The following is a 20,301-nucleotide window of genomic DNA, read 5'->3' on the forward strand; positions in this document are numbered from 1 at the left end:
GAGAGAGAAAATGTTCGAACTCGTAGACAACGTCCCGCAAAGCCCGGTAATCAAGGTCATCGGTGTAGGCGGTGGTGGCGGTAACGCTGTCAATCACATGGTCAAGAGCAACATCGAAGGCGTGGAATTCATCTGCGCCAACACGGATGCTCAAGCGCTGAAAAACATCGGCGCGCGCACCATTCTGCAATTGGGCACAGGCGTGACCAAAGGTCTTGGCGCTGGCGCCAACCCTGAAGTCGGTCGTCAGGCTGCACTGGAAGACCGTGAGCGCATTGCAGAAGTCCTGCAAGGCACCAACATGGTATTCATCACCACGGGCATGGGCGGCGGTACCGGTACCGGTGCAGCACCGATCATTGCCGAAGTGGCCAAGGAAATGGGCATTCTGACGGTCGCAGTCGTGACCCGTCCGTTCCCGTTCGAAGGCCGCAAGCGTATGCAGATCGCCGATGAAGGCATCCGCATGCTGTCCGAAAGCGTCGACTCGTTGATCACCATTCCCAACGAGAAGCTGCTGACCATCCTGGGTAAGGACGCCAGCCTGCTGTCGGCTTTCGCCAAGGCAGACGATGTTCTGGCCGGTGCCGTTCGCGGTATCTCCGACATCATCAAGCGTCCGGGCATGATCAACGTCGACTTTGCTGACGTACGTACCGTAATGAGCGAGATGGGCATGGCGATGATGGGCACTGGCTGCGCCAGCGGTCCTAACCGTGCACGTGAAGCGACCGAGGCCGCCATCCGTAACCCGCTGCTCGAAGACGTCAACCTGCAGGGCGCTCGCGGCATCCTGGTCAACATCACTGCCGGTCCTGACCTGTCTCTGGGTGAATACTCGGACGTGGGCAGCATCATCGAGGCGTTCGCTTCCGAGCACGCGATGGTCAAAGTCGGTACCGTTATCGATCCGGACATGCGTGACGAGTTGCACGTGACCGTGGTTGCGACCGGTCTGGGCGCGAAAATCGAGAAGCCTGTCAAGGTGATCGACAACACCCTGCAGACCACTCAGCAGCCTTCGGCTCAGCCAGCGGCTCGTCAGGAAGCTCCGTCGGTCAACTACCGCGACCTGGACCGTCCTACCGTGATGCGCAATCAGGCACACGCAGGCGCAACGGCGGCAGCGAAGATGAACCCTAACGATGATCTGGACTACCTGGACATCCCGGCTTTCCTGCGTCGTCAGGCCGATTGATGAAATGTATCAGGGGTATTAGGGTGATTGGTGTTCAGCAAAGGCATGGTCTGCTATCATCGCCAGCCTTTGTTGATACCAGTTCGCAACTTGCGCTGAAGCGGCCCATGCCATGATTAAACAACGCACCCTGAAAAATATTATCCGTGCCACAGGTGTAGGCCTGCACTCCGGGGAGAAGGTTTACCTGACCCTCAAGCCCGCACCTGTGAATACCGGCATTGTGTTTTGCCGAGCCGACCTTGATCCTGTCGTGCAGATCCCTGCGCGTGCGGAAAACGTCGGTGACACCACGCTGTCGACCACGCTGGTCAATGGTGATGTCAAAGTTGACACGGTAGAACACCTGCTTTCGGCCATGGCTGGCCTTGGCATCGATAACGCCTACGTCGAGCTCTCTGCCTCCGAAGTTCCTATCATGGACGGCAGCGCAGGCCCTTTCGTATTCCTGATTCAGTCGGCTGGCCTGGAAGAGCAGGACGCGCCGAAGAAATTCATCCGGATCCTGCGTGAAGTCACAGTGGAAGAGGGCGGTAAACGCGCTACTTTCGTGCCTTTCGAAGGGTTCAAGGTCAGTTTCGAGATCGATTTCGATCACCCCGTCTTCCGTGACCGCACCCAGAGTGCAAGCGTGGACTTTTCCAGCACTTCCTTCGTGAAGGAAGTCAGCCGTGCCCGTACTTTCGGGTTCATGAGTGACATCGAGTACCTGCGCAAGCACAACCTCGCACTCGGCGGCAGTGTGGAAAACGCCATCGTGGTCGACAAGGAAGGCGTATTGAACGAAGACGGCCTGCGGTACGAGGACGAATTCGTCAAACATAAAATCCTGGATGCCATTGGTGACCTTTACCTGCTGGGCAATAGCCTGATCGGTGAGTTCAAGGGCTTCAAGTCGGGGCACGCACTGAACAATCGTCTTCTGCGTGCGCTTATCGCGCAGACAGATGCCTGGGAAGTGGTGACCTTCGAGGATGCCAGTACGGCACCTATTTCTTACATGCGTCCTGTCGCGGCCGTGTAAGCAAGCTTTACTCTCTTTCCTTTTGTTCTTTAAAGGCTGCCCTCGGGTGGCCTTTTTTTATGTGTTGAAGAATGTCGATCTGGTTGTCCATATCACTCATCAAATCCGCCGCGCCTTGTGGCGAGCAGAAAACCGTGAGTTTTTGTTTATCCGGTAAGAGGTGTCTGTAACGATCGGCAGCAGGTGTCAGGTATCGTGACAGCTCATACAGGCTTTTCCATTGAGAGAAGATGGCAGATGAGCGACCGGAAAAATGCCGAGCTGGATCAGGCGACCTTGCGTCTGATCGTGGCTACCTTTGCGATCACCTATGTCTCATTGATCGGCTTGCTGCCGGGGCTGAACGTCGCCCAATATAAGCCGATCATCATGTATTACGCCGCCTTCCTTGTGGTTTCACTGGTATTGCGTCAGCACATCATCAGCTACCCCGGTGAGTTCGTCGTGCGACGTGTGTTTGGGATGGTGCATGACTACACCGGAATATCGGTCGGGCTGGTTGTAGGGGGCGAAGCGACATTGCCCATTTTCAGCGTCATGGTCTGGGTCACGCTCGGCAACGGCATGCGCTACGGCTCTCGCTATCTGGCGATCGCTGCGTCTCTGGCGATGTTGGCGATCCTCATCATCTACCAGTTGACGCCTTATTGGCAGGCGCAGCCGTTCATGGTTCTGATGCTGGTGGCGATCACTATTCTGGTGCCTGGCTACGCCCACATTCTGTTGGTAAGGACCCGTCAGGCTTCAGAGCAGGCCACCATGGCCAATCAGGAGAAAGAGCGGTTTCTGGCCCAGGCCAGTCACGACCTGCGTCAACCCATTCACTCGATCGGCATGTTCACGGCCTGTCTGCGCTCAAGCCCTTTGGGCGAATACGAGCGCCAACTGGTCGACAACATTGATCGCTCTCTGCACAACGTCTCGCAACTGTTTCGCTCCATTCTGGATATTTATACGCTGGACAGCGGCAAGGTCTCGGCCAAGTCCGATATCGTTCATCTGGGCGAGATGCTTCGTGATGTGGTTCAGCAGAACGCTGCGGCGGCACGCTGGGCTGGCGTCGAGTTGAGACTCAGGCCGTGTCGGCACTGGTCCAGAGTCGATCGCACGCTGCTTGCTACCATGGTCCAGAATATTCTCTCCAATGCGCTCAAATATGCGCCTGATCGCCCGGTTTTGATTGGCGTGCGCCGATCCTCAGGCGGGCTTTCAATCAGTGTTCATGATCAGGGGCGCGGTATTGCCTCGGAGCACCTGCCCCGCGTGTGTGATGAGTTCTATCGCGTCCGTCACGTGCGCGACAAGGACGTTGAAGGCGTCGGGCTGGGGCTGTCTATCGTGAAACGGCTCAGCCAGATTCTGGGAGTGAGGATCAGAATCGACTCAAAGGTGGATCGTGGTACTACAGTCACCATCGATGGACTCGAAGAGGTGGGCGCGCCCGTTCAGCCTGTGCGCAGGAAAGTACTGGGGGACAGCCTGCTCAAGGGGGTGAAGATTTGTCTGGTGGAGGACGACCAAAACGTCCTGATGGCCACCGCCGCGTTGCTCGAACGCTGGGGGTGCCTGGTTCAGGCCGCGCGCTCCGCCGAGGGGCTGACCACCGACTGCGACATTATCGTTGCCGATTACGATCTGGGCACGACCGCCAATGGGCTCGACTGCATTGATCAGGTACGTGCTGCGCGTGGCTGGGATGTGCCGGCGTTGATCGTTACAGGGCGGGAAGTGGAGAAGGTGCAGGAGGCGCTGCAGGGGCGGGAGGTTTCGATATTGTCCAAGCCGCTCAGGCCGTCGGAGCTGCGACTCAATCTGCTGTCCATGCGTGAGAGGCTCACAGCGAGTCCGTGATCGGCCTGTGAGCCTTTCAGCGCTTGTCTCTGGCGTGACTGGCCAACCGCTCCAGTGCGGCGCGCAGCTTGGGGTCGGTAATGCCGTCGGCGGTGGCCTGAATATTTTCGGCGGCGACCGTGGACAGGTCGATTGTGTGCGTTGCCGCACCGCGTGGCGCTGCCGGTGGCTGAACCTTGAACACAATGCGCGTCAGATTGATGAATTCATCGAACGCGACCAATTGTCGGTGCAGTCGCTTCTGCTGATAACGAAGACGGGTGGCCCAGTGACCGTCCGTCACGATCAGCAACAGGCTGCCTTCGCGCCACGAAGCTACATGACAATGTTCGCGGGCAGCCGGCTGCAACTGGCTTTCGACCAGGCGTTGCAGGTGACTCAGGCGCTCGGCGTGCCTGAAGATAGCCTTCAAAGGCTTGGCTTCGCGCAGCAGCACGGCAGGCGCGCGAGCGTTCAGAGGACGAAAAGCCATGGGAATGTGCCTTGGTGACAAGGCGCTCATCTTAACAGAAAGCATTGTAACGGCTGCTTTCAGAGGCCTTTCCGTGCTTTCATATGCAAATCAATGAGTAACTTCCCCGTTTTGCGGGTTGAAGTGCTTGAAAATGGCCCCATTGTAAATCTGCCCCGTCACAGCGCTGTGCCAGCATCGTGGACTAACGCCACTTTCCTCACCATCGTTTCCGGGTAGAATGCTCGTTCGCATGCAGCCATCAGGGCTGCACGGGCGACTCACGGGGCCGCCCTCCATTCCTATGTGTGGAAGATCCTGTCGATATGTTTGCGCCTTTGTTGAAAAAACTTTTTGGAAGCAAGAACGAGCGTGAAGTCAAACGCATGCTCAAGACGGTTCAACTCGTCAATGCCTTCGAAGAGCAAATGGTGGCCCTTTCGGACGAGCAATTGCGCGCCAAGACCGAAGAGTTCAAGGCCCGCATAGCCAAAGGCGAGACCCTCGATCAACTGCTGCCGGAAGCATTTGCCGTCGCGCGTGAAGCGGGCAAGCGTGTCATGGGCATGCGCCACTTCGATGTCCAGCTGATCGGCGGCATGACGCTGCACGAAGGTCAGATCGCAGAGATGCGTACCGGTGAAGGTAAAACCCTCGTCGGCACCCTGGCGGTCTACCTCAATGCCTTGTCGGGCAAGGGTGTTCACGTGGTTACCGTGAACGACTACCTGGCACGCCGCGACGCCAACTGGATGCGCCCGCTGTACGAATTCCTCGGTCTGACCGTAGGTATCGTCTCGCCATTCCAGCCTCCGGAAGAAAAGCGCGCAGCCTATGCCGCTGACATCACCTACGGCACCAACAACGAATACGGCTTCGACTATCTGCGCGACAACATGGCGTTCAGCATGGACGACAAGTTCCAGCGCGAACTCAACTTTGCCGTGATCGACGAAGTCGACTCCATCCTGATCGACGAAGCGCGTACGCCGCTGATCATTTCCGGTCAGGCTGAGGACAGCTCCAAGCTGTACACCGAAATCAACCGCCTGATCCCCAAACTCGAACAGCACATCGAGGAAGTGGAAGGCCAGGTCACCAAGGCCGGTCACTTCACCGTCGACGAGAAGACCCGTCAGGTCGAGCTGAACGAAGCCGGTCACCAGTTCATCGAAGAGATGCTCACCGAAGTCGGCCTGCTGGCTGAAGGCGAGAGCCTGTATTCGGCGCATAACCTGGGCCTTCTGACCCACGTCTACGCCGGTCTGCGTGCGCACAAACTGTTCAACCGCAACGTCGAGTACATCGTCCAGGACGGTCAGGTGCTGCTGGTCGATGAGCACACCGGTCGCACCATGCCGGGTCGTCGCTTGTCCGAGGGCCTGCATCAGGCCATCGAAGCCAAGGAAAACCTGAACATTCAGGCCGAGAGCCAGACCCTGGCATCGACCACGTTCCAGAACTACTTCCGTCTGTACAACAAACTGTCCGGCATGACCGGTACGGCCGACACCGAAGCGTTCGAATTCCACCAGATCTACAACCTGGCCGTGATGGTCATTCCGCCGAACAAGCCACTGGCCCGTAAGGATTTCAACGACCTCGTCTACCTGACGGCGGAAGAGAAGTACGCGGCCATCGTGACCGACATCAAGGCCTGCCTGGCGGAAAACCGTCCGGTGCTGGTGGGTACGGCGACCATTGAAACCTCCGAGCACATGTCTCGTCTGCTGAATGCTGAAGGCATCGAGCACAAGGTTCTGAACGCCAAGTTCCACGAAAAGGAAGCAGAGATCATCGCTCAGGCCGGTCGTCCGGGCGCGTTGACCATTGCTACCAACATGGCCGGTCGTGGTACCGACATCCTGTTGGGCGGTAACTGGGAAGTCGAAGTCGCCAACCTGGAAGACCCGACCCCCGAGCAGATCGCGCAGATCAAGGCCGACTGGCAGAAGCGTCACCAGCAGGTCATCGAAGCGGGCGGTCTGCACGTGATTGCCTCCGAGCGCCATGAATCGCGCCGTATCGACAATCAGCTGCGCGGTCGTGCCGGTCGTCAGGGCGATACCGGTTCAAGCCGCTTCTACCTGTCGCTGGAAGACAGCCTGATGCGCATCTTTGCCTCTGACCGGGTGAAGAATTTCATGAAGGCGCTGGGCATGCAGTCCGGCGAAGCCATCGAACACCGCATGGTGACCAACGCCATCGAGAAAGCGCAGCGCAAGGTCGAGGGTCGCAACTTCGATATCCGCAAGCAGCTGCTTGAATTCGATGACGTGGCCAACGAGCAGCGCAAAGTGATCTATCACATGCGTAATACGCTGCTGGCGGCCGACAATATCGGCGACACCATCGCTGACTTCCGCGCTGAAGTGCTCAACAACCTGATCAGCCAACACATTCCGCCACAATCGCTGCCCGAGCAGTGGGATGTTCCAGGCCTGGAAGCTGCACTGAACACCGACTTCGCCGTGAAGCTGCCGATTCAGCAGTGGCTCGACGAAGACGATCACCTGCACGAAGACAGCCTGCGCACCAAGATCATGGATCAATTGCTGGTCGCGTATAACGAGAAAGAAGATCAGGCCAGTGCCGAAGCGCTGCGCTCCTTCGAGAAGCAGATTCTGTTGCGCGTGCTGGACGACCTGTGGAAAGACCACCTGTCGACCATGGATCACCTGCGTCACGGTATTCACCTGCGTGGCTATGCCCAGAAAAACCCGAAACAGGAATACAAGCGCGAGTCGTTCACCCTGTTCCAGGAATTGCTGGACTCGATCAAGCGCGACACCATCCGCGTTCTGTCCCACGTTCAGGTTCGCCGCGAAGACCCCGAGGAAGAAGAGGCGCGTCAGCGTCAGGAAGCCGAGGAGCTGGCCAAGCGCATGCAGTTCGAACACGCCGAAGCTCCTGGTATCGACCAGCCTGCGCTGATCGAGGAAGAAGGCGAGGCTGTTGCCGTGGCCACTTTACCGGTTCGCAACGACCAGAAGCTGGGTCGCAACGAGCTGTGCTGGTGTGGTTCGGGCAAGAAATTCAAGCACTGTCACGGCCAGATCAACTAAGGCCCTGACACTGTAATACCCGCGCCGCGACCGGCTTGCCCGTCGCGGCGTTTTTTCATTGAATCGCCGTACCGATGTGGGCGGCGCATACACTCCACGAGGAGCACCCCGATGGCTGTTGGTCTTGGTCCGTTGCCTACGCTGCACCCGGTTCCCGGTTTTGAACTTGGCATTTCTTCTGCCGGCATCAAACGCCCAGGGCGCAAGGATGTCGTGGTCATGCGCTGTGCCGAAGGTTCGAGCGTTGCCGGTGTGTTCACGCTGAACGCGTTCTGCGCGGCACCGGTCATCCTGGCCAAACAGCGCGTACAGGGCACCGTGCGTTACCTGCTGACCAACACCGGCAACGCCAATGCGGGCACCGGTGAACCCGGCCTCGCTGCCGCCCGCCGCACCTGCGAAAAGCTCGCCGAGCTGACCGGTGTCGAGGCGTCTGCCGTATTGCCTTACTCCACCGGCGTGATCGGCGAGCCGCTGCCTGTGGAAAAGATCGAGGGCGCGCTGCAAGCGGCTCTTGATGATCTGTCTGTGGATAACTGGGCGGCTGCGGCCACCGGCATCATGACCACCGACACCCTGCCCAAGGGTGCCAGCCGCCAGTTCCAGCACGACGGCGTGACCGTTACGGTGACCGGTATCAGCAAGGGCGCAGGCATGATTCGGCCTAACATGGCGACTATGCTCGGCTACATCGCCACCGACGCCAAGGTTTCGCAGAGCGTTCTGCAGGACCTGATCCGCGACGGCGCGAACAAGTCCTTCAACCGCATCACCATCGATGGCGACACATCGACCAACGATTGCTGCATGCTGATCGCGACCGGTCAGGCCAACGTGCCTGAAGTGACCGAAGCCAAAGGTCCGTTGTTCGATGCGCTGAAAAAAGCCGTGTTCGACGTCTGCATGGAGGTCGCCCAAGCCATCGTGCGTGATGGTGAGGGCGCGACCAAGTTCGTCACCGTTGAAGTCAATGGCGGCGGCAATCATCAGGAATGTCTGGATGTCGGCTACGCGGTGGCTCACTCGCCGCTGATCAAGACTGCGCTGTTTGCCTCCGACCCGAACTGGGGTCGCATTCTGGCCGCGGTAGGCCGTGCGGGCGTGCCGGATCTGGATGTCAGCAGGATCGACGTGTTCCTGAGCGGCGTGTGCATCGCCAGCCAGGGTTGCCGTGCCACGACCTACACCGAAGAGCAGGGCTCGGCCGTCATGGCCGAAGAGGAGATCACCATCCGCATTGAGCTGGGCCGAGGTGATTGCAGCGAAACGATCTGGACCACCGACCTGTCCCACGAGTACGTGAAGATCAACGCGGAATACCGCACCTGATTCATTCCGGCGCGGGCGATCACTCGCCTGCGCCATTCAACGGAGTTGAACATGAGCCTGCACCTAATCATCGGCGACAAACGCTATTCCTCCTGGTCGCTGCGTCCCTGGCTGGTGCTGGAGATGACCGGCGCGCCGTTCACCGATCAGGTCATCCGCCTGAACCTGCCTGATACCCGCGAAAACATCCTCAAGTATTCGCCTACCGGCAAAGTACCCGCGTTGCAGTGCGAACACGGCACCATCATCGATTCACTGGCGATCTGTGAGTATCTGGTCGAGCGCTTCCCGGATGCTGATCTGTGGCCGCGTGATATTGCCGCCCGTGCCCAGGCGCGTTCTGCCTGTGCGCAGATGCACAGCGGCTTCATGAGCCTGCGCTCCAACATGCCGATGGACCTGCGCCAGGACCAGGCGCTGGAAGTCATTCCGGTCGACACCCAGACCGACATCGACCGCGTCGTCGCCCTTTGGGCTGAATGTCGCAAGGCAGCTACGCAAGACGGGCCTTTCCTGTTCGGTCGCCCAAGCATTGCCGATGCGTTCTTCGCGCCGGTGGCGATCCGGTTACGCACGTATCGCGTCGCATTGCCTGACGAAGCGCTGGCCTACATCGAAACCATCTACCAATGGCCTGCCTTCCAGCGCTGGCAGCAGGCTGGTCTAGAGGAGTCCTGATCGTGAAACGCATTCACGTGGCCGCTGCCGTCATTCGTGGCGCCGACGGCAGGATACTGATCGCCAGACGGGCGGACAGTCAGCACCAGGGCGGTCTTTGGGAGTTTCCCGGCGGCAAGGTCGAAGCGGGCGAAGCGGTCGAGACTGCACTGGGGCGCGAACTGCAGGAAGAGCTGGGCATCGTGGTCACGGCGGCACGTCCACTGATCAAGATTCAGCACGACTATCCGGACAAGCATGTGCTGCTGGATGTGTGGGAAGTCTCGGCGTTCACCGGCGAGCCGCACGGTGCCGAAGGTCAGCCGCTGGTCTGGGTGTCTTCTCGTGAACTGGCCAACTACGACTTTCCGGCGGCCAACCGGCCGATTGTCGCTGCGGCGCGTCTGCCGGGCGAATGCCTGATCACCCCGGAAGGGCTGGACAACGTCCAAGTTCTGCGCGGTATTCAAAAAGCCATTGCTGGCGGTATTAAGCTGGTTCAATTGCGTGCGCCGGGCGGCTACGACCCCAAGTACCGCGACATGGCAGTGGACGCAGCCGGTCTGTGCGCAGGCAAGGCGCAACTGATGCTCAAAGGACCGCTGGAATGGCTGGGCGACTTTCCGTCCGCCGGTTGGCACCTCACGGCCGAGCAGCTGCGCAAATACGCCAGCCGTGGACGGCCGTTTCCTGAGGACCGCTGGTTGGCGGCTTCATGCCACAACGCCGAAGAGCTGGCGCTGGCCGAGCAGATGGGCGTTGACTTCGTGACCCTGTCACCGGTGCAGCCCACCTTGACACATCCCGAGGCGCAGCCATTGGGCTGGGAGCAGGCAGCGCAGTTGATCACAGGCTTCAGCAAGCCTGTTTACCTGCTGGGTGGTGTTGGGCCTGCCGAAAGGCGGAAAGCGTGGGAAAACGGTGCTCAAGGCGTTGCAGGGATACGTGCGTTCTGGCCTGAGGAACTCTGATAACCTGGAGCGTTACCACGTCCCTACGTGGTAACGCCGCTCAGGATGTGCCGCGTTCGTTCTTGAATGGCCAGAGCGTTATCGGAGTATGGACACGATCAGCAGTCTGGCTCAGCCTTACTCCGGCTTCGGCGCAGGCTGCCACAGGATCTCGGCGATGCCTTGTCGCCGGGCAATTATCCGGGCTGCGACGAACAGCAGGTCCGACAATCTGTTGATGTACGCCAGACCAGAGCCTTCCAATGGTTCTACCGCATTCAGGTGCTGGCAGCGACGCTCGGCACTGCGGGCCAGACTGCGGCACACATGAGCCTGTGCAATCAGCGCTGATCCGCCAGGCAGGATGAAGTTTTCCAGCGGCCCCAATTCCTCGTTCCAGACATCAATCGCCGCCTCGAGACGCTCGACTTCAGCGCTGTTCAGGGCCTTGTAACTGGGCATTGCCAGTTCGCCGCCAAGATCGAACAGGCGGTGCTGACAGGGGGCCAGAACGTCGATCACTTCGTTGAGCCCGGACACACTCGGCGCCAGTTCGATCAGCCCGGCGAGCAGCAGGCCAAGCTGACTGTTGAGGGTGTCGACCTCGCCAATAGCCTCGACGCGTGGGTGATCCTTTGACACTCGGCGGCCGTCGCCCAGACCGGTTTCCCCGGCATCGCCGGTACGTGTGTAGATTTTCGACAAACGAAAGCCCATTCAGTGGCTCCTGGTCATAGCTTGGAAATAACCTGTTGCTGCACATTCACCTGATTGGCGATCAGCGGCAGGCGCAGCGTGAAGCAGGTTCCATTGCCAACGGAAGATTGCACTTCCATCTGGCCCTTGTGATTGTTGGTGATGATGAAGTACGACACCGACAGGCCCAGTCCGGTGCCCTGACCGATCTCCTTGGTGGTGAAAAACGGCTCGAAGGTGCGTTTGCGCACGTTTTCCGACATGCCGATGCCGTTATCTTCCACCTGAATTTCGGCCCACGGCGGATTGAGTCGAGTGCGCAGGATGATGCGCCCCTCATCCTCGCCATCGGGCCGTTGATGAATCGCCTGAGCGGCGTTTTTCAGCAAATTGAGGAGCACTTGTTCCAGTTCGTTGGCAATGCATGGCACCGGTCCCAGCTCCGGATCGAACTGGCGGATGATGTGCTGGCCCTTGAAGTCGAATCCGATGGTCAGGTCGAAATCGTTGCTGGCGATTTCCACGGCCTGATCAATGAGCGCGGGCAGGTCGCAGGGCGAGAGCTGACGGTTGCTCAGACGGCTGAAATTGAGCATATGGCTGACAATCTTCGCTGCCCGCGCGCCCGCCTGCTGAATGCCATCCAGCAACTGCGGCACTTCGCGGCTGGTCAGGTAGTTATTCACCACGGCCAGGTCGATCCCGTCAGCCTCGGCCTGTTCGATGTTCTTTGGCAGGTCGGGCGACAGACGTCGGCGTATGTTCTGCACGTTGTGCAGGATTGCGCCCAGCGGATTATTGATTTCATGCGCCATGCCTGCTGCGAGGCCGCCAACCGAAAGCATTTTTTCCGACTGCACCATCATCTCTTCCAGCGAGATGCGTTGGGTAATGTCATCAATCCGTATAACCACACCACGGCCTGCATCGCCGGTCAGCGGGTAGAAGGTCAGCGCGTAATGGCGCGGCTCGTCGTTCTTGATCCAGGTCACGCGCTCGATCTTGGTCACGCTGTGTCGTTCAACAGTGTGTTTGATCTGTGGCAGAAACGAGCGCATCGGCTCGAAGGCGATGAAGATCGGCTGGTTCATCGCCTCGTCCAGGGTTGTGCCGGAAAGCGCGCTGGCTTCCTGATTCCACTGGGTCACGTACAGCTGCTCGTCGAGCGCGATCATGGCCGAGGGCATCGAGTCGATGATGCTGTTGAGGTAATTCTGAAAGCCCGTGAGCTTCTTTTCGATCTTGCTGCGTACCTGAACTTCAAGCTCGAGCTTGCGATTGGTATGTCGGGTTTCCTCGGCAAGACCCTGCGCCTGATCGTAGGCTTCCTGAGAGTCGTCGCGGGCGCGTTTGAGTTGCTGCTCGCGTGCTTCGATACGCGACAGCATGGTGTTGAACGCTTCAGCCAGACTGCCGATTTCATCTTCGTTGCCACGTTCGGCGCGCAGCGCATAGTTCTCCTCGCGGGTAACCTGACGGGACAATTCTTCCAATTGGTAGATGGGCTCGGTGATCAGTCGACGAATCTGCCGGGCCACGACCAGCCACAGCAAGACGCTGAACACCAGGATGCCCAGGCTCGCAGTCAGAGTGCCGGTATAAAACGCGGGCGGCAGTTCACTGCTGGCGACCAGCAGCAGATGGCCCGGCGGCGCGTCGCCTTTGGGCACGGTAATGACCTGCGTGCTGCGAAACTCGGTCAGGCGCCAGCTTTCAAGGTCTTTGAAGTGATGAGGCAGCTCAAGGCCTTCGCCTTGCTGCACTTGTCCCAGCCGCTCGCCATTGTTGTCGTAGATGGCTGCCGCCCGCAACGGACCGTAGCTTTTCAGCTCCCTCAGCAATGCACGCGCGTCGTCGGGTGAGTTCAGCGCGTTTTCATTGAGGTTGGCGCTGCTGATCAGGCGGCCAATGGTCTGCAAGGCCTGCGGCGCCATGGCTTCCTGGGAAATGTAATAGGCCGCGCTGATGAAGGTCAGGTTGGCGACCAGCAGGACAGTGGTCATCAGAACCAGCAGGGCGGCCAGCAGCTTCTGGCCGACAGGCAGGTTTTCCAGACGTTGGCGCAAAGGCATGGGGCAGGTCGCAGTGGCAAGTGGAGCAAGCAGGGTAGCGCGGGCTAGTCAGTACGCAAACCCTTGCTTGCCAGATGCGTGACCAGCCGCGTCTGCAATTGTTGCAAGTGCGGCACCTGACAGCGATGCCGCGCGGCCACCGTACAGGCGTAGCCCAGCAGATAGCTGATTTCGGTGCGCCGCTGATGGGCGACGTCCTGATACATCGATGAGTAGTTCGCTGCCGTGGCCTTGATGACCCGCACCACCTCGCTGTGCAGGTCCACAGCGGCCGCTGGCTGACCACAGCAGTGCAGCAGGTCGGTCAGTTCGGCGCAGAGCGTGGCGACTTCACAGTGATGCTCCAGCAAAACGCCGTTGCGGCAATCGTGCAGCACGGTCAGTGGGTTTATCGCGCAATTGAGCGCCAGCTTGCGCCACAGGCGCGTGAGAATATCCGGTGTCCATTCGTGAGGAATCGAGCTGGCATGCAAGTCCTTCAAAAGCGACGGCGGGGCAGGGTTCGCGGCATCACCCAGCCAGGTGAAACCATGACCGGCAAAGACCACCTGCCAGTCGGCCTTGCGGAACGCACCTTCGGTGCTCGAGGCGAAGATACAGCGCGCATGTGGCACTCGCGCTGCGACAGCGTCCTGACTGCCGAGGCCGTTCTGCAACAGGATCACCTCGGCGTCGGCCGTCAAACGGTGCGCCAGTTGCGCCACGGCCTGTTCGGCGTCATAGGCCTTGCAGGCCACCAGCAAACGAGCGATCGGCGTCTGATCGTCCAGGGCTTGTGCAGGTACCGGGAACGAACGGGCCGAATCGTTTTCTATCAAGGTCAGGCAGCCGCCGCTGGCCTGATACGCGGCCACACGGGCGGCGTCACGCAGCGCCAGGCGCACCGGCACGTTTGCCCTGGCCAGCCGCGCAGCCCAAAGACTGCCCAGACTGCCTGCGCCCAATACGTGCCAGGTCGTCGCCATCAGTTGTCGGCCTTCAAGGACAAACGCGGCCCTGAAGCAGTGAAATCAGTATTCGACATGAAAGGCTCACAGTGAAGGCCGGAAAAGTCTCGTTATAATGAGCGTTCTTTCATACCGTCAAGTCATGCGCGCCGTTGATTGCCGTGCGCGCCGTTCAATTGGAGAACATACATGCCCTCGTTCGACGTAGTGTCCGAATTGGATAAGCACGAAGTCACGAATGCCGTCGACAACGCCATCAAGGAGCTGGACCGTCGCTACGACCTGAAAGGCAAGGGGACGTTCGAGTTCAAGGAACTGACTGTCAGCCTGACCGCTGAAGCAGACTTCCAGCTTGAAGCCATGATCGAGATCCTCAAGCTCGCACTGGTCAAACGCAAGATCGACGCCAAGTGCCTGGAGATCAAGGACGCCTACGCTTCCGGCAAGCTGATGAAGCAGGAAGTCATCCTGCGCGAAGGCATCGACAAGGAGCTGGCGAAGAAGATCGTCGCTCACATCAAGGAAGCCAAGCTCAAGGTCCAGGCCGCCATTCAGGGCGAGCAGGTGCGTGTCACCGGCAAGAAGCGTGACGACCTGCAGGAAGCCATCGCAGCCCTGCGCGCCTACGATTCGGGCATGCCGCTGCAGTTCAACAACTTCCGTGACTGACGATTTGCAGCGCTGACCGGGGAACCAGGGGTTGCCCGGCCAGTCCGAATCGCCCTGTGCATTGAAACGACAGCCGTGGCTGTCCATCGACGCCGGTTCGTCAGGTTAAGGAGATAAAGATGGATTTAAATGCAGAAGTCGGTCACCTGTGGCAAGCGTCGCAGGCCTGGATTCCGATGATCATGCAGTACAGCGGTCGCCTGCTTCTGGCGCTCGTTACGCTGTGCATCGGCTGGTGGCTGATCAACAAAGTGACCGGCAAACTCGGCGCCCTGTTGGCGCGACGACATGCAGATCTGGCGTTGCAAGGCTTCGTCAGCAGCCTGGCCAATATCATTCTGAAGATCCTGCTGGTAGTCAGTGTCGCGTCGATGATCGGCGTCGAAACCACTTCATTCGTCGCGGCCATCGGTGCGGCCGGTCTGGCCATCGGTCTGGCCTTGCAGGGCAGCCTGGCGAACTTTGCGGGCGGCGTGCTGATTCTGCTGTTTCGTCCGTTCCGTATCGGGGACTGGATCGAAGCGCAGGGCGTGGCAGGGACGGTCGACAGCATTCAGATCTTTCACACCGTGCTGCGTACCGGTGACAACCGCACCGTGATCATGCCCAATGGCAATCTGTCCAACGGCATCATCACCAACACCAACCGCCAGCCGACCCGCAAGGTCGTGTTCGACATTGGTGTCAGCCACGACGCGGACCTGAAGCAAGCCTTGCAAGTCCTGCTGGACATGGCAAAGGACCCGCGCGTACTCGAAGATCCAGCTCCGCAGGCCGTTGTCGCGGCGCTGGGTGAAAATGCGATCACCCTGTCGCTGCGGGTCTGGACCAAGACCGGTGACTTTGGCGATGTGGTGTCACTGTTCAATATCGAAGCGCGTGATCGTCTGAAAGACGCAGGTATCGATATTCCCGCGCCGCAGCGGATGATGCGGGTCGTTCAGGAGTAACCGCTGGTAGCAAACAAAAAGCCCTGTCTCTCGCGAGCCAGGGCTTTTTGATGTGCGCGTGTCCGTTACAGGTTGGCCAGCGCGACTACGATACCGACCGCCGCGATGCCTGCACCCAGCACGTTCAGGAAAAACCCGAAACGCAGCGCTGTCGAGAGCCTCCACGGCTTGAAGCAGAACGCATAGACGATCAGAAAAATGATCGCGAAAATCTCAAGCTGGCCCAGCAGCACGATGGCACTGCCAACCGTCATCGGCTCGGCGGCGCTCGAGGCGGCATACGCCAGCACGGTCCAGACCACAGGCGCCCAGATACCCAGCCCGATCAGGGCAAGCATTAGGTATTGGTTGAAGCTTGGTTTTTTTGCGGTGTTCAATATCGTTCCTTTAGTATCGTGCGCAGAAAAGGCTCGTCGGCCTCAAGGCTTGTCAATGGTCGGTGACTGAGCAGGTTCTTCGATTTTCATGCCTTTAGCGTCCTTGCTCCACTGCAGAATGATCATCACCAGCGTCGGTACGCCGAGCAGAGCGGTGATCAGGAAGAAGTTGTGATAACCGAACTTCTCCACCATCACCCCCGAATAGCCGCCGATCAGACGCGGCAGCAGGAGCATGATCGAGCTGAGCAGGGCGTACTGGGTCGCCGAGAACTTGAGGTTGGTCAGGCTCGACAGGTAGGCCACGAACGCCGAGGTCGCGAGGCCTGAACTGAGGTTGTCCAGCGAGATAGTCAGGATCAGCATTTTGATGTTCGGCCCCATGTCTGCCAGCAGCAGAAACAGGATGTTGGTGGACGCTGAACTCAGGCCGCCGATGAACAGAATCGGCATGATGCCGAAACGCACGATCAGCAGGCCGCCGACACCTGCGCCCAGTAGCGTCATGACCAGGCCGAAGATCTTGCTGACACTGGCGATCTGATCCTTGGTGAAGCCTTGGTCGATATAGAACACGTTGGCCATGACGCCCATGACCGTGTCCGACATGCGATAGGTGGCGATCAGCCCCAGCAGCAGCAAGGCTTGCCAGCGATAACGCATGATGAAATCGTTGATCGGGGTCAGGACCGGCGCCAGGCCGCGACGTCCCATCGAGGACAGGCAGCCGATGGTGAGCAGGGTATAGAGGATCGCGCGCAGGAAGGCCCGGTCTTCCAGCAGCAAGTCCATCCAGCTGGTGCCTCCGAACAGCACGCTGGCAAAATCGGTGTTGTAGAGCTGGGTGAACATTGCCGGAACCGACACCAGCAGCACGATCAGAACGAAGACAGAGGCCAATTGGTGAGTGAATCCGTAGCGCGCTGCCGACAGCTGTGTGCGCAACGGCACTGGCGGCTCTCGCATGATCAGCGTGGTGATCAGCGCAGGCAGCATCAGCAGGCCGAACAGCACATAGGTGCCGGTCCAGGCCGAGTGCTTGTAGGCGAAACCGGTCGAGCCGAAGCCTTCTGCGAAATACAGTGCGCCTGCGGTCGCCAGCAGCGCAGCAATGCGGTAGCCGGACATATAGCTGGCGGCCAGCGCGGCCTGCTGAGTGTCCTGGGCAATTTCCAGGCGATACGCATCGATCGCGATGTCCTGGGTTGCGGACGCAAAGGCCACGATCACAGCGATGGCGATCAACCAGGACAGATGTTGCTGCGGATCGCAGAAACCCATACCGATCAGGCCCAGCAGCACGAGGGTCTGGGACAGCACCAGCCAGGAGCGGCGACGGCCCAGTTTGCCGAGCAGCGGCAGGCGCCACTGATCGAGCAGTGGCGACCAGACCCATTTGAAGGCGTAGGCAAGACCGATCAGGCTGGCGTAGCCGATGGTTTCGCGAGCGACGCCGGCTTCACGCAACCAGACGGATAACGTCGAAAAGACCAACATGTAAGGCATGCCCGCAGCGAATCCGAGCAGCAGCAACACTAAAGTCGATGGGCTGGCATATGCGGCGAGCGCGGCGCGCCAGGTTTTACGGGGCATGGGCTGGAGTCTGCCTCAGTTTACGAAAACAAAGGGCGCACTCTAACCGTTGAACTACGTGGGGCGCCAGCCATGACGCTGCATATCAACCCGATTGTTCAGAATTGTAAGGCCTTCGGTACGCAAACGGGCGCGCTGTTCGTCACCGGAGGGGCTGCCGGGCGGCAGACTCAGCCTGCCACCGGCACCCAGAACACGGTGCCAGGGAAGCGCCGAACCCGGCGGCAACTGGCTCAAGGTGCGGCCTACCCAGCGGGCCGCCTTGCCAAGCCCGGCCAGTTCCGCCAGTTGCCCGTAGCTCACCACTTTTCCTTCCGGCACTTGAGCCAGGGTCAGATAAAGTGCTGTGCGCCGTGCGTCGGCGGGTGAAAGACCGCTGGGGTCGTTTTGCTCTGAAACGGGGTCAGTCACATGCTAATCCTGTATAAAACGAGATTGATTGTCGTTTCCTGGAACTACAGACGGATCTGGTGGTCAGTGATACCTATGTTCGGGGGTCCGTGGACTGCCTTGACTTTTTTCCAGCGGGATGATGCCCGATTTTCCGCCAAACAGAGCCTAGTCGTCGCTTATGTTGTCCAGAACCCTTCTGTGTTTTGCCCTCACCGCTGCCTCCACTCCTTTGCTTGCCGATACCGTATGGTTGAAGAACGGCGACAAACTGACCGGTACCATCAAGGTTTTCGACGGCGGTAAATTGCTGCTGCAGACCGAATACGGCGGTGCCATTCCGATTGACTGGAAAAAGGTCAAGACACTGGAAAGCGACCAGCCATTGCTGGTCAAGCAGGACCAGTACACCGGCGAAGTTGCCAAGTCACTGAAAGCGTCCGATGACGGCAAAGTGGTTCTGGCCAATGGCGAAGCACCCAAGACCGTCGAACTGGCGAGCATTCAACAGATCATCAAGCCCAAGCCGGTCATCACCGATCTGGTCTGGAAGGGCAATATCGACGCTGCGCTGGACTTCCAGCAGGCCGAGAACGACACCAATGACTACAACGTCGCCTTCAAGACATCGGCGCGTCACGGTCAATGGCGACATAACGCCAGAGGCGAATACAACCGCGAGACGACAGACGATGTGGTCGGCACCGACAACTGGAGCGCCGAGTACTCGATCGACCGCTTCCTGACCGAGAAATTCTTCTGGGACGCTCGCGTTACCTACAAGCGCGACAAGATCGAAGACCTGTCCCGCCAGCGTGTTGTCGGTACGGGTCCCGGTTACCAGTTCTGGGATGATGAGCTGGGTGCCTTCAAGGTCGGTGCACTGCTCAACCGTACGGACTTCGAGTTTTCCAACGACGAGAAGGAAAACTTCTATTCGGTCGCCGGTACCTGGGATTACAACCGCTACCTGATCGGCAAAAAGGTCGAGTTCTTCACCAACGGCGAGCTGGGCAAACCGTTGAGTGGCGTTGCGGACTACTCGCTGGATGTCGAGGCGGGGCTGCGCTACAAGGTCACCGAATGGGCCTCGCTTAACCTCAAGGCCGAGAAAGACGTCATCAGCGGCTCCAGCAATGGTGATGTCGACAAGACACGCTACACCGCAGGTTTCGGCGTCGCCTGGTAAGCAAGAGGTCAGTGACGCGCTTACAGGCGCGTCGCTGACCAATCATACCGCCGTCTAGATTCTCATCGCGCCGTCCAGCTCCAGGATGCGCCCGCTGAAATAATCATTTTCCAGAATGTAAGCTACCGAGTGGGCGATTTCGTCTGGCTTGCCCATGCGCTTGAGCGGGATGGCGGACGTCATCTTCTCCAGTGCCTCGGGCTTCATGCTGCCGGTCATCTCGGTTTCGATGAAGCCGGGTGCCACGCCAGCGACCCTGATGCCGTAACGCGCCAGTTCCCGTGCCCAGGTCACGGTTGCTGCGGCTACACCGGCCTTGGCGGCGGAATAGTTGGTCTGGCCGATGTTTCCCGCGCGTGAAATCGACGAGATATTGATGATCGCGCCCTGGCTGTTCTGCTCGATCATCTTCGCTGCCACTTCGCGCGTGCACAGGAAGACGCCGGTCAGGTTGACGTCAATGACCGACTGCCACTGAGCCAGACTCAGTTTGGTCATGACGCCGTCCTTGACCTTGACCAGCAGACCATCTCGCAGGATGCCCGCGTTGTTGACCAATCCGTGAATGGCCCCGGAATCCTCGGCGATCCTGCCGATGGTTTCCACGACCTGATCTTCGTTCGCGACGTTGCACAGGTAAGCCCGTGCCTGCACGCCTTGTGTCTGGCAAGCTGCAACCGCCTGGTCGAGCTTTTTCTGATCGAGATCCACCAACGCCAGATTCGCACCTTTGCCGGCCAGGTGTTCGGCCATCGCGCGGCCCAGACCCTGGCCCGCGCCGGTGATTATTATTAGCTTGTCTTTCAATTCCATGTGCGTGCCCAATCCGCTGATTGTCTTCACGGCATGACTCATTCGAGGTGAGTTCAGGTGCCGTTGCCAGAGCACGTTAT

The 20,301-nt window shown here is 59.2% G+C and carries 18 protein-coding genes; 10 read left to right on the forward strand and 8 right to left on the reverse strand.

All coding sequences use genetic code 11. From position 1 onward, the window contains the following. Positions 1-10 precede the first annotated feature (10 nt). The 3 genes from ftsZ to JTJ32_RS13580 all read left to right on the forward strand — a co-directional run bounded on the left by ftsZ (position 11) and on the right by JTJ32_RS13580 (position 4,073). On the forward strand, positions 11-1,198 hold the full coding sequence (gene ftsZ / locus JTJ32_RS13570; protein ID WP_099226297.1) for a cell division protein FtsZ: 1,188 nt from the start codon (positions 11-13) through the stop codon (positions 1,196-1,198). A 112-nt stretch (positions 1,199-1,310) separates the two neighbouring features. Further along, positions 1,311-2,222, forward strand: coding sequence for a UDP-3-O-acyl-N-acetylglucosamine deacetylase (gene lpxC, locus JTJ32_RS13575; protein ID WP_099226296.1), 912 nt, complete (start codon positions 1,311-1,313; stop codon positions 2,220-2,222). 237 nt (positions 2,223-2,459) lie between these two features. After that, positions 2,460-4,073 carry a hybrid sensor histidine kinase/response regulator gene (locus JTJ32_RS13580; RefSeq protein ID WP_210042341.1) on the forward strand — a complete coding sequence of 538 codons (1,614 nt, stop codon included), beginning with the start codon at positions 2,460-2,462 and terminating at the stop codon, positions 4,071-4,073. 16 nt (positions 4,074-4,089) lie between these two features. Here the strand turns inward: JTJ32_RS13580 and JTJ32_RS13585 are convergent, their stop codons facing one another. Next, positions 4,090-4,545: a DUF721 domain-containing protein gene (locus JTJ32_RS13585; protein WP_004881496.1), complete on the reverse strand. Its 456-nt coding sequence runs from the start codon at positions 4,543-4,545 to the stop codon at positions 4,090-4,092. A gap of 305 nt (positions 4,546-4,850) precedes the next feature. On the opposite strand from JTJ32_RS13585, the gene secA reads away from it, so the two are divergent. From secA to JTJ32_RS13605, 4 genes are all read left to right on the forward strand, one after another. Then, positions 4,851-7,589: a preprotein translocase subunit SecA gene (gene secA / locus JTJ32_RS13590; protein ID WP_099226293.1), complete on the forward strand. Its 2,739-nt coding sequence runs from the start codon at positions 4,851-4,853 to the stop codon at positions 7,587-7,589. 111 nt (positions 7,590-7,700) lie between these two features. Further along, positions 7,701-8,918, forward strand: coding sequence for a bifunctional glutamate N-acetyltransferase/amino-acid acetyltransferase ArgJ (gene argJ / locus JTJ32_RS13595; RefSeq protein WP_099226292.1), 1,218 nt, complete (start codon positions 7,701-7,703; stop codon positions 8,916-8,918). A 51-nt stretch (positions 8,919-8,969) separates the two neighbouring features. After that, entirely contained in the window at positions 8,970-9,596 is a 627-nt protein-coding gene (locus tag JTJ32_RS13600) for a glutathione S-transferase family protein (RefSeq protein ID WP_099226291.1), read from the forward strand. 2 nt (positions 9,597-9,598) lie between these two features. Continuing rightward, positions 9,599-10,546 carry a Nudix family hydrolase gene (locus tag JTJ32_RS13605; protein WP_210042343.1) on the forward strand — a complete coding sequence of 316 codons (948 nt, stop codon included), beginning with the start codon at positions 9,599-9,601 and terminating at the stop codon, positions 10,544-10,546. A 117-nt stretch (positions 10,547-10,663) separates the two neighbouring features. On the opposite strand, the gene JTJ32_RS13610 is transcribed toward JTJ32_RS13605, so the two are convergent. Genes JTJ32_RS13610 through JTJ32_RS13620 form a run of 3 tightly spaced genes read right to left on the reverse strand, consistent with a single transcriptional unit; the run spans position 10,664 to position 14,258 of the window. Beyond that, positions 10,664-11,242 (reverse strand): cob(I)yrinic acid a,c-diamide adenosyltransferase, encoded by a 579-nt coding sequence (locus JTJ32_RS13610; RefSeq protein WP_210042345.1) that lies wholly within the window; start codon positions 11,240-11,242, stop codon positions 10,664-10,666. Between the two features lie 14 nt (positions 11,243-11,256). Beyond that, entirely contained in the window at positions 11,257-13,293 is a 2,037-nt protein-coding gene (locus JTJ32_RS13615; protein ID WP_210042346.1) for a sensor histidine kinase, read from the reverse strand. A gap of 44 nt (positions 13,294-13,337) precedes the next feature. Next, the gene (locus JTJ32_RS13620; RefSeq protein ID WP_210042348.1) at positions 13,338-14,258 is read right to left on the reverse strand and encodes a putative 2-dehydropantoate 2-reductase; all 921 of its coding nucleotides are present in this window, start codon (positions 14,256-14,258) and stop codon (positions 13,338-13,340) included. A 171-nt stretch (positions 14,259-14,429) separates the two neighbouring features. Between JTJ32_RS13620 and JTJ32_RS13625 the strand changes: the two genes are divergently transcribed. Together JTJ32_RS13625 and JTJ32_RS13630 are read left to right on the forward strand one after the other, a co-directional pair. Then, entirely contained in the window at positions 14,430-14,909 is a 480-nt protein-coding gene (locus JTJ32_RS13625) for a YajQ family cyclic di-GMP-binding protein (protein ID WP_099226286.1), read from the forward strand. Between the two features lie 119 nt (positions 14,910-15,028). After that, positions 15,029-15,859 (forward strand): mechanosensitive ion channel family protein, encoded by an 831-nt coding sequence (locus tag JTJ32_RS13630; protein ID WP_099226285.1) that lies wholly within the window; start codon positions 15,029-15,031, stop codon positions 15,857-15,859. A 65-nt stretch (positions 15,860-15,924) separates the two neighbouring features. On the opposite strand, the gene JTJ32_RS13635 is transcribed toward JTJ32_RS13630, so the two are convergent. From JTJ32_RS13635 to JTJ32_RS13645, 3 genes are read right to left on the reverse strand one after another with little or no spacing between them, the layout of a single operon-like run. After that, positions 15,925-16,236, reverse strand: coding sequence for a hypothetical protein (locus JTJ32_RS13635; protein WP_408004596.1), 312 nt, complete (start codon positions 16,234-16,236; stop codon positions 15,925-15,927). A 42-nt stretch (positions 16,237-16,278) separates the two neighbouring features. After that, entirely contained in the window at positions 16,279-17,829 is a 1,551-nt protein-coding gene (locus JTJ32_RS13640) for an AmpG family muropeptide MFS transporter (RefSeq protein ID WP_210042350.1), read from the reverse strand. A 54-nt stretch (positions 17,830-17,883) separates the two neighbouring features. Further along, positions 17,884-18,240: an MGMT family protein gene (locus tag JTJ32_RS13645; RefSeq protein WP_099226282.1), complete on the reverse strand. Its 357-nt coding sequence runs from the start codon at positions 18,238-18,240 to the stop codon at positions 17,884-17,886. Between the two features lie 160 nt (positions 18,241-18,400). Here JTJ32_RS13645 and JTJ32_RS13650 point away from each other — a divergent pair, with 160 nt between their 5' ends. Next, on the forward strand, positions 18,401-19,408 hold the full coding sequence (locus JTJ32_RS13650; RefSeq protein WP_099226281.1) for a DUF481 domain-containing protein: 1,008 nt from the start codon (positions 18,401-18,403) through the stop codon (positions 19,406-19,408). 54 nt (positions 19,409-19,462) lie between these two features. On the opposite strand, the gene JTJ32_RS13655 is transcribed toward JTJ32_RS13650, so the two are convergent. Next, positions 19,463-20,221 carry an SDR family oxidoreductase gene (locus JTJ32_RS13655; RefSeq protein ID WP_210042503.1) on the reverse strand — a complete coding sequence of 253 codons (759 nt, stop codon included), beginning with the start codon at positions 20,219-20,221 and terminating at the stop codon, positions 19,463-19,465. Between the last annotated feature and the right edge of the window lie 80 nt (positions 20,222-20,301).

The organism is Pseudomonas alliivorans (assembly GCF_017826695.1).
Classification (GTDB): domain Bacteria; phylum Pseudomonadota; class Gammaproteobacteria; order Pseudomonadales; family Pseudomonadaceae; genus Aquipseudomonas; species Aquipseudomonas alliivorans.

Coding starts and splice junctions, on each gene's coding strand:
- JTJ32_RS13615 (WP_210042346.1), bottom strand. CDS start 13,293: ATGCCTTTGCGCCAACGTCTGGAAAACCTGCCTGTCGGCCAGAAGCTG.
- ftsZ (WP_099226297.1), top strand. CDS start 11: ATGTTCGAACTCGTAGACAACGTCCCGCAAAGCCCGGTAATCAAGGTC.
- JTJ32_RS13610 (WP_210042345.1), bottom strand. CDS start 11,242: ATGGGCTTTCGTTTGTCGAAAATCTACACACGTACCGGCGATGCCGGG.
- JTJ32_RS13630 (WP_099226285.1), top strand. CDS start 15,029: ATGGATTTAAATGCAGAAGTCGGTCACCTGTGGCAAGCGTCGCAGGCC.
- JTJ32_RS13585 (WP_004881496.1), bottom strand. CDS start 4,545: ATGGCTTTTCGTCCTCTGAACGCTCGCGCGCCTGCCGTGCTGCTGCGC.
- JTJ32_RS13600 (WP_099226291.1), top strand. CDS start 8,970: ATGAGCCTGCACCTAATCATCGGCGACAAACGCTATTCCTCCTGGTCG.
- JTJ32_RS13655 (WP_210042503.1), bottom strand. CDS start 20,221: ATGGAATTGAAAGACAAGCTAATAATAATCACCGGCGCGGGCCAGGGT.
- JTJ32_RS13620 (WP_210042348.1), bottom strand. CDS start 14,258: ATGGCGACGACCTGGCACGTATTGGGCGCAGGCAGTCTGGGCAGTCTT.
- argJ (WP_099226292.1), top strand. CDS start 7,701: ATGGCTGTTGGTCTTGGTCCGTTGCCTACGCTGCACCCGGTTCCCGGT.
- JTJ32_RS13580 (WP_210042341.1), top strand. CDS start 2,460: ATGAGCGACCGGAAAAATGCCGAGCTGGATCAGGCGACCTTGCGTCTG.
- JTJ32_RS13625 (WP_099226286.1), top strand. CDS start 14,430: ATGCCCTCGTTCGACGTAGTGTCCGAATTGGATAAGCACGAAGTCACG.
- JTJ32_RS13640 (WP_210042350.1), bottom strand. CDS start 17,829: ATGCCCCGTAAAACCTGGCGCGCCGCGCTCGCCGCATATGCCAGCCCA.
- JTJ32_RS13650 (WP_099226281.1), top strand. CDS start 18,401: ATGTTGTCCAGAACCCTTCTGTGTTTTGCCCTCACCGCTGCCTCCACT.
- lpxC (WP_099226296.1), top strand. CDS start 1,311: ATGATTAAACAACGCACCCTGAAAAATATTATCCGTGCCACAGGTGTA.
- secA (WP_099226293.1), top strand. CDS start 4,851: ATGTTTGCGCCTTTGTTGAAAAAACTTTTTGGAAGCAAGAACGAGCGT.